Annotated in this window: 16 protein-coding genes; 10 read left to right on the forward strand and 6 right to left on the reverse strand. The window is 60.6% G+C overall.

What is annotated here, in order from left to right; translation table 11 throughout:
• Window positions 1-6 precede the first annotated feature (6 nt).
• Window positions 7-648 (forward strand): GNAT family N-acetyltransferase, encoded by a 642-nt coding sequence (locus tag DVJ77_RS08140; protein WP_114844985.1) that lies wholly within the window; start codon window positions 7-9, stop codon window positions 646-648.
• A 184-nt stretch (window positions 649-832) separates the two neighbouring features.
• Here the strand turns inward: DVJ77_RS08140 and DVJ77_RS08145 are convergent, their stop codons facing one another.
• Both DVJ77_RS08145 and rpsU read right to left on the reverse strand, forming a co-directional pair.
• Window positions 833-1,279: a GatB/YqeY domain-containing protein gene (locus DVJ77_RS08145; protein WP_114844986.1), complete on the reverse strand. Its 447-nt coding sequence runs from the start codon at window positions 1,277-1,279 to the stop codon at window positions 833-835.
• A gap of 198 nt (window positions 1,280-1,477) precedes the next feature.
• Window positions 1,478-1,693: a 30S ribosomal protein S21 gene (rpsU, locus tag DVJ77_RS08150; protein ID WP_055999514.1), complete on the reverse strand. Its 216-nt coding sequence runs from the start codon at window positions 1,691-1,693 to the stop codon at window positions 1,478-1,480.
• Between the two features lie 211 nt (window positions 1,694-1,904).
• On the opposite strand from rpsU, the gene tsaD reads away from it, so the two are divergent.
• The 4 genes from tsaD to DVJ77_RS08170 all read left to right on the forward strand — a co-directional run bounded on the left by tsaD (window position 1,905) and on the right by DVJ77_RS08170 (window position 5,132).
• The gene (gene tsaD / locus DVJ77_RS08155; RefSeq protein WP_114844987.1) at window positions 1,905-2,981 is read left to right on the forward strand and encodes a tRNA (adenosine(37)-N6)-threonylcarbamoyltransferase complex transferase subunit TsaD; all 1,077 of its coding nucleotides are present in this window, start codon (window positions 1,905-1,907) and stop codon (window positions 2,979-2,981) included.
• Window positions 2,982-3,045: 64 nt separating this feature from the next.
• Window positions 3,046-3,405 carry a dihydroneopterin aldolase gene (gene folB, locus DVJ77_RS08160; RefSeq protein WP_114844988.1) on the forward strand — a complete coding sequence of 120 codons (360 nt, stop codon included), beginning with the start codon at window positions 3,046-3,048 and terminating at the stop codon, window positions 3,403-3,405.
• 293 nt (window positions 3,406-3,698) lie between these two features.
• On the forward strand, window positions 3,699-4,190 hold the full coding sequence (folK, locus tag DVJ77_RS08165) for a 2-amino-4-hydroxy-6-hydroxymethyldihydropteridine diphosphokinase (RefSeq protein WP_114844989.1): 492 nt from the start codon (window positions 3,699-3,701) through the stop codon (window positions 4,188-4,190).
• A gap of 84 nt (window positions 4,191-4,274) precedes the next feature.
• Window positions 4,275-5,132 carry a DUF6159 family protein gene (locus DVJ77_RS08170; RefSeq protein WP_114844990.1) on the forward strand — a complete coding sequence of 286 codons (858 nt, stop codon included), beginning with the start codon at window positions 4,275-4,277 and terminating at the stop codon, window positions 5,130-5,132.
• Window positions 5,133-5,166: 34 nt separating this feature from the next.
• Here the strand turns inward: DVJ77_RS08170 and DVJ77_RS08175 are convergent, their stop codons facing one another.
• Window positions 5,167-5,913, reverse strand: a complete 747-nt coding sequence (locus DVJ77_RS08175) for a pteridine reductase (protein WP_114844991.1) — start codon at window positions 5,911-5,913, stop codon at window positions 5,167-5,169.
• A gap of 65 nt (window positions 5,914-5,978) precedes the next feature.
• Window positions 5,979-6,620 (reverse strand): EcsC family protein, encoded by a 642-nt coding sequence (locus DVJ77_RS08180; RefSeq protein WP_114844992.1) that lies wholly within the window; start codon window positions 6,618-6,620, stop codon window positions 5,979-5,981.
• A 219-nt stretch (window positions 6,621-6,839) separates the two neighbouring features.
• Here DVJ77_RS08180 and DVJ77_RS08185 point away from each other — a divergent pair, with 219 nt between their 5' ends.
• A complete protein-coding gene (locus DVJ77_RS08185; RefSeq protein ID WP_114844993.1) occupies window positions 6,840-9,023 on the forward strand; it encodes a TonB-dependent receptor in 2,184 nt (727 codons plus the stop codon).
• 62 nt (window positions 9,024-9,085) lie between these two features.
• Here the strand turns inward: DVJ77_RS08185 and DVJ77_RS08190 are convergent, their stop codons facing one another.
• A complete protein-coding gene (locus tag DVJ77_RS08190; RefSeq protein WP_114844994.1) occupies window positions 9,086-9,580 on the reverse strand; it encodes a GAF domain-containing protein in 495 nt (164 codons plus the stop codon).
• Between the two features lie 67 nt (window positions 9,581-9,647).
• Between DVJ77_RS08190 and DVJ77_RS08195 the strand changes: the two genes are divergently transcribed.
• The 4 genes from DVJ77_RS08195 (at window position 9,648) to dcp (ending at window position 13,744) form a co-directional block, all read left to right on the forward strand.
• Entirely contained in the window at window positions 9,648-10,340 is a 693-nt protein-coding gene (locus DVJ77_RS08195) for a TMEM175 family protein (RefSeq protein WP_114844995.1), read from the forward strand.
• Window positions 10,337-11,029 (forward strand): dethiobiotin synthase, encoded by a 693-nt coding sequence (bioD, locus tag DVJ77_RS08200; RefSeq protein ID WP_114844996.1) that lies wholly within the window; start codon window positions 10,337-10,339, stop codon window positions 11,027-11,029. The genes DVJ77_RS08195 and bioD overlap by 4 nt, the downstream gene beginning before the upstream one ends.
• Before the next feature lie 57 nt (window positions 11,030-11,086).
• Window positions 11,087-11,437, forward strand: coding sequence for a hypothetical protein (locus DVJ77_RS08205; RefSeq protein WP_114844997.1), 351 nt, complete (start codon window positions 11,087-11,089; stop codon window positions 11,435-11,437).
• 117 nt (window positions 11,438-11,554) lie between these two features.
• Window positions 11,555-13,744, forward strand: a complete 2,190-nt coding sequence (dcp, locus tag DVJ77_RS08210; protein WP_114844998.1) for a peptidyl-dipeptidase Dcp — start codon at window positions 11,555-11,557, stop codon at window positions 13,742-13,744.
• Window positions 13,745-13,751: 7 nt separating this feature from the next.
• Here dcp and DVJ77_RS08215 read toward each other — a convergent pair whose 3' ends face one another.
• Window positions 13,752-14,669 (reverse strand): helix-turn-helix transcriptional regulator, encoded by a 918-nt coding sequence (locus tag DVJ77_RS08215; protein ID WP_114844999.1) that lies wholly within the window; start codon window positions 14,667-14,669, stop codon window positions 13,752-13,754.
• Window positions 14,670-14,724: the final 55 nt, after the last annotated feature.

The raw sequence follows: 14,724 nt of genomic DNA on the forward strand, positions 1-14,724 counted from the left end.
AGGTTCATGGGGGTTAGTAGCGACAGCATGCTGGTTTTTCGGCCTGCGCACTCGGGCGATGTCGGGCTGGCGGTACCGCTGATTCATAGTTCAGGGCCGGCCGCATTCGATTACGTGTTCACTGTGCCTGGCCGCGGCGGCGCGCAGGACTTTCTACGCTACGCCTTTCTCGATGGCGCCGGTGAATTTGGCTGGCGCAATCACTGGGTGGGCGAGCAGGGCGGCCAGGTAGTGGCGGTGGGGGCGGGCTACGGCGGTCATACCCATTGGCCGTTTACGTTGGCTGCGGCACGGCAGATCCTGGGTTTTTACGGCATACGCCATGCCGGTGGAGTGATGGCGCGCGGTTTACGGGTGGAGGCGGTGATCCCGCCGCCGAGCGGCGCGATGCATTATCTCGGCCATCTGGGCGTGGCGGCGCAGTGGCGCGGCCATGGTATCGGTCAGGCCTTGATCGAGCGCTTGATGGCCGAGGGCCGGGCGCAGGGGCGCCAGCGCATGGTGCTGGATGTAGCGGCGAGCAATCCCCGCGCCGAGGCGCTTTATGCGCGCTGTGGTTTCGCGGTTACCGGCGAGCGCCGATCCGCCTTGGCGAATGCGCAGGGGCAGGTGCCGGATCATCACCGCATGGAGCGGCAGTTGGATTGACCGGCATGGCTGTGTTGATTTCACCCTTCTCCTCAACCTGATTAGCGTCGAATCTCAGTTGATGTTTTTTCTCCTCCCCCTGCTTGTCCCGAAAAGGGGACTCCCTTCGGTCGCAAGGGAGGGGGCGAGCCACTACGGCTGAGATTCAACGCTAATCAGGTCTGCCAAATAGGGAGGGCACCACTCAGCCAGCCAGTTTGGCTTTGATCCGGCCCGAAACCACACCCATGTCGGCGCGGCCGGCGGCCTTCTCTTTCACCAGGGCAACGACCTTGCCCATGTCGCGGGGCGAGCTGGCGCCGGTTTCGGCGATAGCGGCGTCGATCAGCGCCTCCACCTCGGCCTCGTTCAGCTTGGTCGGCAGATAGGTCTCGATCACCACCATTTCGGCGCGTTCGATATCGGACAAGTCGGTGCGGTTGGCGGCATCGAACTGGCTGATCGAGTCTTTGCGCTGCTTGAGCATCTTTTCCAGCGTGGCGAGGACCTGCACGTCATCGAGTTCGATGCGCTCGTCCACTTCGCGTTGCTTGATGGCGGCCAGCATCAGCCGAACCACGGCCAGTTTGTGCTTGTCGCCGCCGCGCAGGGCGGTCTTCATGTCTTCGGTGAGCTGTTGCTTAAGCGTCATGGCGATCTCCACGAATAAAATTGAAAGCACGAAAAAGACCGGCGTTATCCCAGAAGGACAACACCGGTCGATGGTAACCCGAGTGCTTGCGGTGGCTGCGAGGGCGTACCCGAACCGCGCCAACCGTGAATCCAAGGCGTAACAATAATGCTACGCACGGCCTGCCAATGGCTCAAAAGAGCCGGCAGGCTCGGAAACTCAGTACATCCGGGTCTTGCGGGAGACGTCGCGCGACAAACGGCGCAGGTGACGCTTCACCGCAGCAGCGCGCTTACGCTTACGCTCTTGGGTCGGCTTTTCATAGAACTCGCGCTTGCGAGTTTCGGCGAGAACGCCGGCTTTTTCGCAGGTGCGCTTGAAACGGCGCAGGGCAAGCTCGAACGGCTCGTTCTCGCGAACTTTTACGCTGGGCATGGAAACTCCGAGTGGTAAATCTGCCCGCAGAATCGGGCGAGCCGCGAAGTATAGCCGCAATGCGTGGCTACTTTCAAAGCGAATAGTGATGAATAGGCTGAAAGCGGGCTGCAAGGGCTTTGAACGGGCTTTAAAGCCAGGTGGCAAGGTAAGCTTTCGCCTGCGGCCCTCTACGTTTTATTCGCCTCACTCTGCCCTTATCTGGTAACACATGTCCACTTTCACTGTGACCAAGCCCGTCCTGGGTATCGAAACCTCGTGCGACGAGACCGGGGTGGCCTTGCTGCGCTGGGAGCCGGGTCAACCGGGCCGTGGTCTGCTTGCCCATACCTTGTATAGCCAGATCAAGCTACACGCCGAGTACGGTGGGGTGGTACCTGAGCTGGCCAGCCGCGACCACGTGCGCAAGTTGCTGCCGCTGGTGCGCGAAGCGATGGCCGAGGCCGGCCTGACGCCGCAGGATCTGGGCGGGGTGGCCTATACCGCCGGTCCCGGCCTGGTCGGCGCCTTGCTGGTCGGCGCCGCGGCCGCGCGGGCGATGGCCTGGGCGCTGGGCGTGCCGGCCATCGGTATCCACCATATGGAAGGTCATTTGCTGGCGCCGTTGCTGGAGAACGACCCGCCGTCGCCGCCCTTTGTGGCCTTGCTGGTGTCCGGCGGCCATTCGATGCTGGTCGAGGTAAAAGCGATCGGGGAGTATCGGATTCTCGGCGATACGCTGGACGATGCCGCTGGCGAAGCCTTCGACAAGACCGCCAAGTTGATGGGCTTGCCGTATCCGGGTGGCCCGGCACTGGCGCTGCTGGCCGAGCAGGGGCGCCCCGGCGCGTTTCGATTCTCCCGGCCGATGACCGATCGGCCAGGGCTGGATTTCAGTTTCTCGGGGCTAAAGACCCAGGTATTGCTGGCATGGCGGCAATCCGATCAAAGCGAGCAGACGCGCGCCGATATTGCCCGCGCTTTCGAGGATGCGGTGGTCGACACCTTGCTAATCAAATGTCGCCGTTCGCTGGACGTCAGCGGGGCGCGGCAACTGGTGATTGCCGGTGGTGTCGGCGCCAACAAGCGATTGCGCGCCGCGTTGTCCGATGCGGCCGCAAAGGATGGTTTCCGGGTGTATTTTCCGCGGCTTGAGTTTTGCACCGATAACGGCGCGATGATTGCGCTGGCCGGTGCGATCCGCCTGGCCGGCGGCCAGCAACAAGACGAGACCGTGCAAGTGTTTCCACGTTGGGATTTGCAGACGTTGCAGTCGGTGAGCGAGACAGCGGACATAGGCGATGGTTGAAACGCGATAACCTGCACGACGCTTTGTTTCCTATCCCGCCCCTCATCCCGATTTTTGGCTCCCTATGGACATCGTTTTCATCGAAGACCTGCGCATCGACACCGTTATCGGTATTTACGACTGGGAGCGGCGAGTGCGCCAGACCTTGTCATTCGACATCGAGATGGCGTTCGACAACACCCGCCCGGCGGCCAGCGACAACATTGCCGATACGCTCAATTACAAAGACGTTTCCAAGCGCCTGATCGACTACGTGGGCGCATCCAGTTTCGGCCTGGTGGAGACGTTGGCCGAGCGCTGCGTGGCGATCATCCGCGAAGAGTTCGGGGTGAGCTGGGTGCGTTTGAAGTTATCCAAGCCAGGCGCGGTGCGTGGTGCGAAAGCCGTTGGTGTACGCATCGAGCGTGGCACGCCGACGCACTAAGGGGTGCTCTGATCTATGGGGCGCAGGCGTCACCGTAGCTGTCTGCTCGCAGATCACAGGGGTGTTGGCGAAGGCAGCCTGGCTGGCTGTCGAGTCAGCGCACCGAAGAGATGCGGGCAGACAGCTACGGCCCCAACGTATAAAAATGAAAGGACGGGGTGATGTCCAGAAGGCCCGCAGCCCGTGCCGCTCGGCTTGCCAAGGGAGCCACCCTTCCCGGCGCCGAGCAACTCAACCTGCGGGCCTTCTGGACATCATGCCGCCTACGCCCCATAGATCAGAGCACCCCTAAGATGGCGACAGTCTATTTAAGCCTTGGCTCCAACCTTGAGCCGCAGCGGCATCTACGTGCCGCTCTGGACGAACTGCGGGTTCGCTTCGGTTCGATCACGATATCGCCGGCCTATCGCAGCAAATCGGTCGGCTTCGACGGCGCGGACTTCGTCAATCTTGCGGTGGCGCTGGATACCGAGCTTTCACCGGAGGTGCTGAACGATTGGCTGCATGCCTTGGAAGATCGCCACGGTCGCCGCCGCGACGTACCGCGATTCTCCGACCGTACGCTGGATGTGGACATCGTGCTGTACGACGATCTGGTGCGGCAGGGCGAGGGTCATCTGGATATTCCACGCAAAGAACTCAGGCATGCCTTCGTGCTGCGGCCGATCACCGATATCGCGCCGGATCTTCGCCACCCGGTAAGCGGATTGAGCATGGCGGCACTGTGGGCGGCTTTTCCGGCGAACAGCGAGCCGCTCACGCTTGAGCCGCTGGAATCGAGCTAAGACGTCAGGCGTCGTTTCGCACTATCGCCGGTGATGGGCGAATGTTAGAAAGGGCGCCACATAATCTAGGGATAGGGCAGGGGAATGGCAGGCAAATTTTCGCGTAGTTGGGGTCTGGTCAAAGCGAGTGCGGGCGTGTTGCGCTCGGATAAATCATTGCTGGCGTTTCCATTGCTGTCCGGGCTGTGCAGCCTGCTGGTCGCGGCGAGCTTTCTGATCCCGGTCGGTGTATTAGTGATCGGCGCCGAACGTGCCGGCACCCGTTACCAACATGGACTGCCGCCGCTAGCTTATGCAGCGCTGTTCGCGTTCTACCTGGTGCAGTACTTCGTCATTATTTTCTTCAATGCGGCCTTGGCCGGGGCCGCATTGCAACGCTTGCGCGGCGAGCCGACCAGTTTTGCCGAGGGCTTTGCCGTGGCGAAATCGCGTGCCGGCAGCATTCTCGGCTACGCGCTGATTTCCGCCACGGTGGGCTTGTTTCTGCGCGCCTTGCAGGAGCGGTTCGGCTTGATCGGGCGACTGGTTATCGGTTTCCTGGGTCTGGCCTGGACGGTGGCTACCTTTCTGGTGGTGCCGGTGCTGGCCAGTCAGGACGTGGGTCCGGTCGATGCGGTCAAGCGCAGCGTGGAATTGCTCAAGCGCACCTGGGGCGAAAACCTGATCGGCAGCGCCGGTATCGGCGTGGTGTTCGGTCTACTGGGGTTTTTCGCCTTGCTGATTTCGGCCGGACTGGTCGCTGGCGCCATGGCGATGCAGTCTGCGCTTGCGATCGTAGTGGCCGTGGCGGTCGTGGTGGTTGGACTGACCTTTCTCAGCTTGATCCAGGCTTCGCTGCACGGTATCTACGCAGCGGCGCTGTACCGTTATGCGGAAGAAGGCCAGGTGGGCGGCGGCTTCGATCAGGCGCTGCTGGAGCAGGCATTCAAGCCGAAGAAGTGATGTGATTGCTTCATCGGCTTGGTGGAGCAGGCTCTCACACCGACAGCGTGCGGCCACCATCGACGCGAATAATTTGCCCGGTAACGAACGGCGCATCGCGCAGCAGCCATAGCACTGCGCCGGCGACATCTTCGGGTGAGCCTGCGCGGTGCAACGGGGTTCGCGTCAGCATGGCTTGCTGGTCGTCATAAGGTTTGCCGTCGCTGGGCCACATCACCGCGCCCGGCGCCACGCCATTGACGCGCACTACCGGGCCGAGGTCGAGCGCCAGCGAACGGGTCATTGCCGCCAACGCGGCTTTGGCCATGCAGTACAGCGGATGCTCGGCCAACGGCCGCTCCGCATAAATATCGATCAGGTTGACGATGGCGCCGTGCGCTTCACGCAGTGCGGGCAACGCGGCCTGGGTGAGAAAGAAAGGTGCCTGTGCGTTTGAGGCGAACAACTCGTTCCATTGCGCCGGCGTCGCGGTGCCCAAGGGCGTGGGGTAAAACGCCGAGGCATTGTTGACCAGAGCATCGAGCCGGCCGTAATGCGCGGTGATGGTATCGACCAAGGTCGGCAGGTGTTCGAGTTCGGCCAGTTCCGCTTGCACGCACAAGGTGCTGTGAGGGCGCCAGCGCTCAAGCTCTGCCGCCAGCGCCTGCGTTTCATTCGCCGAGCGGCGGTAGTGCAGGGCCAGGTCGTAACCCGCGGAGTGCAGGCAACGCGCGATCACTGCGCCAACCCGTTTGCCGGCACCGGTAATCAGCGCGACGGGACGTTCGTGTCGTGAACTCATGCGGTGCTCCTGCGTGATTCGTTGCTCGCAGCAGCTTGCCGTAAACGTCGCGCTACGTCATCTCTCTATCTTGCCAATGTCTCGGTGAATTCCGCGTCGGGAGTTTCGATTTCGATCGCGCCACTGAACATCGCGATCGCCGTTTTGGCGACTTGCCGCGTGTCGTAGTGGGCATAAGCACCGACACCCATGGCGCCGACGACCGGTAGCCAGCGCGCCACGCCTTTGCCGATCACTTTTTGCGAAATCTTGATGCCGATTTTTTTCGCCACGCGTTCCACCACGGTATAGGACATGCGCCGAAACAGCAGGCGGTCGCCCATGCGCACGACCAGATCGCGAAAGGCTTGCGCCGAGGTATGCCGAAACAGGCACCACAGCATCTGTTCGCGCCCCAGGCTGGCGTGCTTGCCGTAAGCGGCGGCGATGTCGCTGACCATCTGCGCCTGGATTTTCCAGATCGCGATCAGCTCGGGCAGCAACGTAAGCCAGCCGAGGGGACCTGGCGGCAGGGCCAGTGAGCCCGCCGTCAATGCGGCCCGCTGGGCAGCGCGACTGGCCAGTCGGAGCGCTTCGTGATGTGGATCTTTGCTGTCGTCTATTTTGCTGTCGGGAATCCGGCTGACGAAATCAAGAATGGCTTGGGTAACACGGTTTGGCTCGACCGGCACGATAACCGCGGGGAGCTGCTTGGAGTTTTCACTCATGGCGACACCGGATAAGGCAGCGAAGCTGCTGCCGATAGCGGTGAGTCTATGACGTGCAGGTGAAGTGGGTCTGAGTAGATATCCGGGCAAGCAGGCCTTACGCAAGATATTGCGACGATGGGCATGACTTATGGCGCAGGCATTGAGGCGTGGTTTAATGGGAATGTTATAACGTATCAAAAACAGCCTCTGCCTCTATTCACCTCCCGGATCTTGCCCATGAAATTGTCTTTGCTTGCCTTGAGCCTTGCCGCTGCGCTGAGCGCCGCGCCGGCGTACGCCGCCGATGGCGCGCCCGTTGAAAAAAGCACCGCTGCAGATACGACCGGGACAGAGGTGACGGATAACAGCGGCACCCGCAACAAGCCGCCGACCAAGGTGAAAGATCTGGGCACGGTCGATGTGACGGCAGCGCTGGATCGCTCGCGCAACGCCTTGTCGCCGGATACCGGCAGCAGTCAGTACGTGATCGATCAGAAGGCTATCGCAGCGTTGCCGCTCGGTGATTCCTCGCCGTTGAACCAGGTGCTGCTGCAGGCGCCGGGCGTGGTGCAGGATTCCTACGGCGGCATGCATGTGCGCGGCGACCATGCGGACCTGCAGTACCGCATCAACGGCGTCATCATCCCGGAGTCGATCTCCGGTTTTGGCCAGACGCTGGATGCGCGCACCATACAGAACGTGAAGCTGCTCGATGGCGCCTTGCCGGCACAATACGGTCTGCGCACGGCGGCCGTGGTGGACATCACCACCAAGGGCGCGCATGAGCTCGGCAACGGTGGCAGCGTGGGCATCACGGGAGGCTCGTTCGGTACGCTCAATCCGAATGCTTCGGTGTGGGGCAGCAGCGGTGCGTGGAGTGGATTCTTCACGGCGAACTATCTGGAAAACGATGTCGGCATCGAGAACCCTACGTCCAGCCACAAGCCGATTCACGATCACACCAATCAGGTGAAGGGCTTCGGCGATATTACTTATCTGATTAATAGCGACACGCGATTGAGCTTCCTCTTTGGCGTCAGCAACAGCCGTTTTCAGATTCCGAACAGGCCGGGTCAGTCGCCGCAGTTCGGTTATCTCGACACGGTCAATTTCGATTCTTCCAAACTCAACGACCAGCAGCGCGAAAAAACCCGTTTCGGTGTGCTCGCCTTGCAGGGCAAGCTGGGCACCACGGACTATCAGGTCTCGGTGGGGCAGCGTTATACCAGTGTCAACTTCGCCCCGGACCCGATCGGCGATCTGATGTTCAACGGCGTCGCCTCCAACGTCACCCGCAACAATCGCTCAAGCACGCTGCAGGCGGATTTCGCTACGCCGCTGGGCGGCAGCAATACGCTGCGCTATGGTATTTACGGTAGCTTCGAGCATGCGGGCAGCGGCAATAATGCGTGGGTGTTTCCGGTCGATGCTACCGGCGCGCAAAGCAGCACTACACCGATCAACATCATCGATAACAACCGTCTGACCGCAAAGACCTGGTCCGCCTACGTGCAGGACGAATGGAGCATCGGCGACAAGTGGACGGTGAACTACGGCGTGCGCGGCGACAAGTACACGCTGGTCCGCAGCGAAAGCCAGCTTAGCCCGCGCCTGGGCGTGGTCTATCAGGCCACCGACAGCACGACGATACATGCCGGCTACTCGCGCTACTTTACCCCGCCGGCGACGGAGATGATTACCACCTCCAGCATTTCCAAGTTCGACGGCACCACTAATGCCGTGTCCAATCCCGGCAACGCGACGCCGCTGGCCGAACGTTCGGATTATTTCGATGCGGGCGTGGCGCAGAACTTCGGCTCGTCGTTGACCTTGGGCCTGGATGCTTACTATCGCAAGGTGAAGCGCTTGCAGGACGAGGGCCAGTTCGGCTCCGCGCTGATCTATACCACCTTCAATTACGGCCTTGGCCATATCGGCGGCATCGAGTTCACCGCGAACTACGATGAGGGTCCGATCTCGGCTTATTTCAACCTCGCTTACAACCGGTCGATGGGCAAGAACGTCATCACCAGCCAGTACAACTTCGGGGTTGATGAATTGGCTTATATCGCCAACAACTACATTCATCTCGACCACGACCAGACCTACACCTCGTCCGGCGGCGTCAGCTATGCCATCAACAGCGACACCAAGGTCGGCGCCAACTACATTTTCGGCAGCGGCCTGCGCAAGGGCGGCTTGGTGCCGAACGGCGATTCGATGCCGGATTACTTCCAGCTCAATCTCAGCGTGTCGCACGATTTCAACTTCGACAGCACCGGCAAACTGCACACCCAGCTTGCCGTGCTCAATGCGCTGGACCGCACCTATCAGCTACGCAACGGCACCGGTGTCGGCGTCGGCGCGCCACAGTTCGGGCCGCGTCGCGGCTTGTACCTGAGCGTGCAGAAAGACTTCTAAATCACCTCTCGCGTCACTGCGGAGCAATGAAAAAGTCGGGCGCTCGCAAGGGCGCCCTATTTTTATGCCTTCAGCGTCGCCATGAACACCGCGCAGAGCGCCTCCATGCCAGTGCGGTCGTCTTCATCGAAGCGCGCGACCAGCGGGCTGTCCACGTCCCATACGCCGAACAGGCTGCCGTCGGGTTTCACCAGCGGCACGACGATCTCCGAGTTGGAGGCCGCATCGCAGGCGATATGACCGTCGAACGCATGCACGTCGCGAACCAGTTGGGTTTGCCGTGACTGCGCGGCGGTGCCGCAGACGCCGCGACCGAGTGCGATACGGATGCAGGCGGGCTTGCCCTGGAACGGGCCTACGACCAATTCGCTGCCGTCATACAGATAAAAGCCGGCCCAATTCAGATCGGGCAGGCTGTGAAACACCAGGGCGGCGAAATTCGCTGCATTAGCGATCGGATCGCGTTCGTCGGCAAGCAGGCCGTGGGCTTGCTGCGCCAATTCCGCGTAATGTTCGCGTTTGCTGCCGGAAACAAGCGATTTAAGTTCGTAAGTCATGGCCCAGACGCATCGGTAGGGATGGGAAAGCTCGTATTATGCGCCGGTCACCAGGGGAGAGCGCGGTATGAGTTTGATCGAGCAACGCGAAGGCATCGAGGCCGGGCGGTTGGATATATTCGTGGACGGCGCGTTCGCTTTCACATTGACGTTGCTGGCTATTTCGGGGACTGAGATCCCGCGCAATCTAGGCATGCTGCTGCACGCGTTAGGCGGCATTCCGGCGTTTGCCTGCAGCTTCATGCAGATCGCGCTGTTTTGGCACGCTCATGTGCACTGGCGCAGCCAGTGCAGGTTAGCCGACCGCACCAGCTTGATACTGTCGCTGGTGCTGGTGTTTTTCGTACTGATTTTTGTCTATCCGCTGCATATGGTGTTTGCCAGTCTGTTCTCCTTCATCAGCGGCGGTATCTTGCCAAGCGATTTTCAGGCGCAGACGATCAATGAGGTGAAGGGGGTCTTCGTTTGCTACGGTGCAGCTTATATGTGCATGTCGGCCACGCTGGCGTTGCTGTACCGGCATGGTGCGCGGCATGCCATACACGTGAGTCCGGCGGCGCGCGACGAAGCGCGAGTAGCCACGATGGTATGGGCGATCTCTGCGGCGGTGGGTCTGCTATCGATCATCGTTGCGCTGCTGATTCCATCGCAGGGGTCGGGGATGTTGTTGATCTTGCCGGGTAGTTGCTACTTCTTGCTCGTCTTAATGCGATTTCTGCTGCAGAGCTACCGACGCCGCTTGCAGCAGGCGGCTACTTGAGCGAGCCGGCCGTCTTCATCGCCGGCACCGATACCGGCATCGGCAAAACACACGCCGCCTGCACGCTATTGCATGCCCTGCGTGCCGCCGGACATACCGCTTGCGGCATGAAGCCGGTAGCCAGCGGTTGCGTGGCGACACCCGATGGCCTGCGCAATGAGGATGCCTTGGCGCTGCAGGCCGCCAGCAGCTTGCCGTTGCCTTATGCGTTGATTAATCCGATGGCGTTGCGTGCGCCGCTGTCCCCGCACCTGGCGGCGGCTCGCGAAAAGGTGACGATCACGTTGCCACCACTGCGCGACGCGTTCAATGTGCTGCAGGCGGGTTGTCAGGTCGTCGTGGTCGAAGGTGTCGGTGGCTGGCTAGTGCCGCTGGCACCGAATCTGTTCGCCTCCGACATCGCCAGCCAATGGCGGTTGCCGGTGATTCTGGTCGTCGGTTTGCGTTTGGGTTGTCTCAGTCATGCGCTGCTCAGCGCGCAGGCGATCGCAGCGGATGGCTGCCGTCTACTGGGTTGGATCGGCAATCGTGTCGACCCGGCCATGGAGGCGGTGGAGGAAAATCTGGACAGTCTGCGCACTCTGCTGCCGGCACCTTGTCTAGGTGTATTGCCGTATGGCGTATCTCCAGCCGAGGCTGCCGGTGAGCTGGATATGGCCGTCGCAGTGTTGCGTGGAGCATCCGCATGAATGCCGCACATCGATTCAACACGGGCAATGAACACTCTTAATTTGCAGGAGGCGGTTATGACCCAGCGTTACCACTATTTTCTTTCGATCGCCGATCTGGCCCGTGCGCGCGGCAGCGAGCCCACCTTGAGCTACGAGGGAGCCGGCCCGAATGATTTCGCCGTGACCTTGCAGGAGGCGCTGCGCAATCCGAACTTGTTTGAACGTTGGCGATCGATGCAGCCGGAGCCCGATGAGGTCGATATGGCGCTGGCCGCTACCGACTCGAATGCGCAGGCGAGCGCCAAGGTAGATGACCTTCATACCGACGTTGAACTCTTGACCAGCCTGCCGATGAGCATCGTGCGCCATCGCCTGAATCTGCTTATTGGCCACGCGTGGCAGTTGCGCGATATGCGGTCGGCTTGAGCTGAATAGATCAGTTCCCAACTTTCGGCCCTTGGAAGAAAGGGCCAAGTGTGGTTACAGTCGAAAGCCATTTTTACGGCACCCGCCATCGGATGCCTCGTTTTAAGGAACCCTCACATGCTTCGTCTTCGCACACTTGTCATTGCCACCTCGATTGCCCTCGGGGCTTGTTCGCAGCCGTCCAATGATGCCGCCAAGCCGGCTACACCGCCTGCGCCGGCCAGTACCGCCGCCGCGCCGAGTGCGGAGGCCAGCGCCAGTAATCCGTTCTTCGTGGCCAGCACTTTGCCGTTCCAGGCGCCGCCTTTCGACAAGATCAAAGAATCCGATTACCAGCCGGCCATCGAAGAGGGCATGAAGCAGCATCTGGCGGAGATCGAGAAGATCGCCGACAACCCGGAGCCACCGACCTTCGAGAACACCTTTGTGGCGATGGAAAAATCCGGCGCTTTGCTGAGCCGTGTCACGCATGTGTTCGACAGCATAACCGGCGCCAATACCAGCGACTTTTTGCAGAACGTGGAAAAAGAAGAAGCGCCGAAGCGGGCCGCTCACGATGACGCCATTGTGCTGAACGGTAAGCTGTTTCAGCGGGTGGAGACGGTCTACAACCAGCGCGAGTCGCTCAAGCTCGATCCCGAGTCGCTGCGTCTGGTCGAAGTGACCTACAAGAATTTTGTACGTGGCGGCGCCAAGTTGTCCGATGCCGACAAGAGCAAGTTGAAAGAGCTCAACAAGGAAGAGTCCACGCTCAGCACCGAATTCACCAACAAGTTGCTTGCGGCAACCAAGGCCGGCGCGCTGGTGCTGGACGACAAGGCCAAATTGGCCGGTCTTTCCGAGGGCGATCTGGCCGCCGCCGAGCAAGCCGGCAAAGACCGCAAGCTTGACGGCAAGTGGGTACTTCCGCTGCAGAACACCACGCAGCAGCCCGAGCTGCAAAGCCTGACCGATCGTGCCACGCGCGAAGCCTTGTTCAATGCCTCGTGGGGCCGCTCGGAGAAGAGCGACGCCAATGACACGCGCGAGCTGATCTCGCGTCTGGCTCAGCTACGCGCCGAGCAGGCCAAGTTGATTGGTTTCCCGAGCTATGCCGCATGGAAGCTCGAAGACCAGATGGCGAAGACGCCTGATGTGGCGATCAAGTTCATGCAAGACCTGGTGCCTGCCGCCACCGCGCGTGCGCATGCCGAGGCCAAGGACATTCAGGCGGTGATCGATCAGCAAAAGGGCGGCTTCAAAGTGCAGGCCTGGGATTGGCCGATCTATGCCGAGCAGGTGCGTAAAGCCAAGTACGACTTGGACGAGACGCAGATCAAGCCGTACTTCGAGATTGATAACGTGCTGCAAAACGGCGTGTTCTTCGCCGCCAATCAGCTTTATGGCCTGACCTTCAAAGAGCGCAAAGACATTCCGGTGTATCAGCCCGATGTGCGCGTATTCGAGGTGTTCGACAAAGACGGCACTTCGATGGCGCTGTTCTATTGCGATTACTTCAAGCGCGACAACAAGAACGGCGGCGCCTGGATGAGCAATTTCGTCGATCAGTCCAAGCTGCTCGGCACCAAGCCGGTGATCTACAACGTCGCCAACTTCACCAAGCCGGCACCGGGCCAGCCGGCGCTGCTGTCGTTCGGCGATGTCATCACCATGTTCCATGAGTTTGGCCACGGCTTGCATGGCATTTTTGCCGACTCCCAATATGCGAGCTTGTCGGGCGCGGCTACGGCGCGCGACTTTGTCGAATTTCCCTCGCAATTCAACGAGCATTGGGCGACCGACCCCAAGGTCTTCGCCAACTACGCCAAGCACAATAAAACCGGCGAGCCGATGCCGCAGGCTCTGGTCGATAAGATCAAGAAGGCCGCTACCTTCAACAAGGGCTACGACATGACCGAGGTGGTTGCCGCGGCCCTGCTCGATATGAACTGGCACAGCCTGAGTGCGGATGCGCCCAAGCAGGATGCCGATAAATTCGAGGCCGAAGCGCTGAAGAAAGACAAGATCGATCTCAGCTATGTGCCGCCGCGTTATCGCTCCAGCTACTTCCAGCATATCTGGGGCAATGGTTATGCCGCCGGCTATTACGCCTATCTGTGGACCCAGATGCTATCTGACGACGGCTTCGAATGGTTCAAGGAGCATGGCGGCCTGACGCGCGATAACGGCGATCGCTTCCGCGCCATGATTCTCTCGCGCGGCAACACCGTGGAGCTGAGCAAGCTGTACCACGACTGGCGCGGCAAGGACCCGGTGGTCGAGCCGATGCTTATCAATCGCGGGTTGAAAGAAGCGCCGAAGCACTAAAAGGCGCTTAGTTCAACAGCTTGCTGCCATCTCTTTCGGCGCGAATGCGGCCAGGGCTGACGCCGCTGACTCGTTTGAATAGACGTCTAAAGGCAGCTTCGCTGCCATAGCCGAGTTGTTCGGCTATGGCAGCTACAGACAGTTGCCGGTCGCGCAACAATTGTTCGGCCACGCTGACCCGCCACTGGGTCACGTATTGCATCGGCGGCATCTTCATCAAGCGGGTGAATCGTTCGGCAAAGGCAGAGCGTGACATACAGGCGCGCGAGGCCATGGCTTGCATGGTCCAGGCATGGCCAGGGGCTTCGTGTACGGCATGCAGTACCTTGCAGATGCGTGTGTCGGTGATCGCGGCGAACAGGCCGCGGCGCTCCGTCGTGCGGCTGGCGTAGTCGCATATGGCGAGCGTGAACAAGGTGTCCGCCAGTTTGTTCAGTAGCAATTGCCGGCCGGAGATGGCCGAATGCGCGACGCCGATCATCATGCTCGACAATTGCCGGAAGGTATCGCTGGCCTCACTCGCACGCACGACAAAGCAGGCCGGCAAGGCCTGGCTGAGCGGATGCTGCGTGCTGGTGGAAAAATGCAGTTCGCCACAGATCAAGGTGTTGGAATCGGAGGGGTGTGGGCGAGTGTCGATGTTCAGGCGATGCGAATCGCCATGCGCCAGTACGACCAGATCGCCGGCTTCCAGATGCAGTGCGTTTTCGAGTGCGGAACTCTCTACGGTGTAATGGCCCGTACCGATCAAATGAAATAACCCACAAGCGTCATTGGCTTCGCCGTGAAGCGACCGGCCAGGTTGATGCTGTCCGGTGAGCACATCGACGCGCAGCATGGATTGATTCAAAAGTGATTCGAGCGCGGGTTCGACGAAAGCCGGTGGTGCGCCGCAGAGTGAGGCGGCAGTGTGTTCGATAAACAAGGGAAATCCCTCCGTCGAGTGGCTCTGCACTGTTATTCGCCGACGGAGGATGGAT

The organism is Dyella tabacisoli, assembly GCF_003350925.1.
Taxonomy (GTDB): domain Bacteria; phylum Pseudomonadota; class Gammaproteobacteria; order Xanthomonadales; family Rhodanobacteraceae; genus Dyella_C; species Dyella_C tabacisoli.

Bases quoted from the DNA above. Each gene is read 5' to 3' on its own strand.
- DVJ77_RS08175 (WP_114844991.1), bottom strand. From the start codon at position 5,913: ATGAGTTCACGACACGAACGTCCCGTCGCGCTGATTACCGGTGCCGGC.
- folB (WP_114844988.1), top strand. From the start codon at position 3,046: ATGGACATCGTTTTCATCGAAGACCTGCGCATCGACACCGTTATCGGT.
- folK (WP_114844989.1), top strand. From the start codon at position 3,699: ATGGCGACAGTCTATTTAAGCCTTGGCTCCAACCTTGAGCCGCAGCGG.
- rpsU (WP_055999514.1), bottom strand. From the start codon at position 1,693: ATGCCCAGCGTAAAAGTTCGCGAGAACGAGCCGTTCGAGCTTGCCCTG.
- DVJ77_RS08140 (WP_114844985.1), top strand. From the start codon at position 7: ATGGGGGTTAGTAGCGACAGCATGCTGGTTTTTCGGCCTGCGCACTCG.
- DVJ77_RS08170 (WP_114844990.1), top strand. From the start codon at position 4,275: ATGGCAGGCAAATTTTCGCGTAGTTGGGGTCTGGTCAAAGCGAGTGCG.
- DVJ77_RS08180 (WP_114844992.1), bottom strand. From the start codon at position 6,620: ATGAGTGAAAACTCCAAGCAGCTCCCCGCGGTTATCGTGCCGGTCGAG.
- DVJ77_RS08190 (WP_114844994.1), bottom strand. From the start codon at position 9,580: ATGACTTACGAACTTAAATCGCTTGTTTCCGGCAGCAAACGCGAACAT.
- DVJ77_RS08185 (WP_114844993.1), top strand. From the start codon at position 6,840: ATGAAATTGTCTTTGCTTGCCTTGAGCCTTGCCGCTGCGCTGAGCGCC.
- dcp (WP_114844998.1), top strand. From the start codon at position 11,555: ATGCTTCGTCTTCGCACACTTGTCATTGCCACCTCGATTGCCCTCGGG.
- tsaD (WP_114844987.1), top strand. From the start codon at position 1,905: ATGTCCACTTTCACTGTGACCAAGCCCGTCCTGGGTATCGAAACCTCG.
- DVJ77_RS08145 (WP_114844986.1), bottom strand. From the start codon at position 1,279: ATGACGCTTAAGCAACAGCTCACCGAAGACATGAAGACCGCCCTGCGC.
- DVJ77_RS08205 (WP_114844997.1), top strand. From the start codon at position 11,087: ATGACCCAGCGTTACCACTATTTTCTTTCGATCGCCGATCTGGCCCGT.
- DVJ77_RS08195 (WP_114844995.1), top strand. From the start codon at position 9,648: ATGAGTTTGATCGAGCAACGCGAAGGCATCGAGGCCGGGCGGTTGGAT.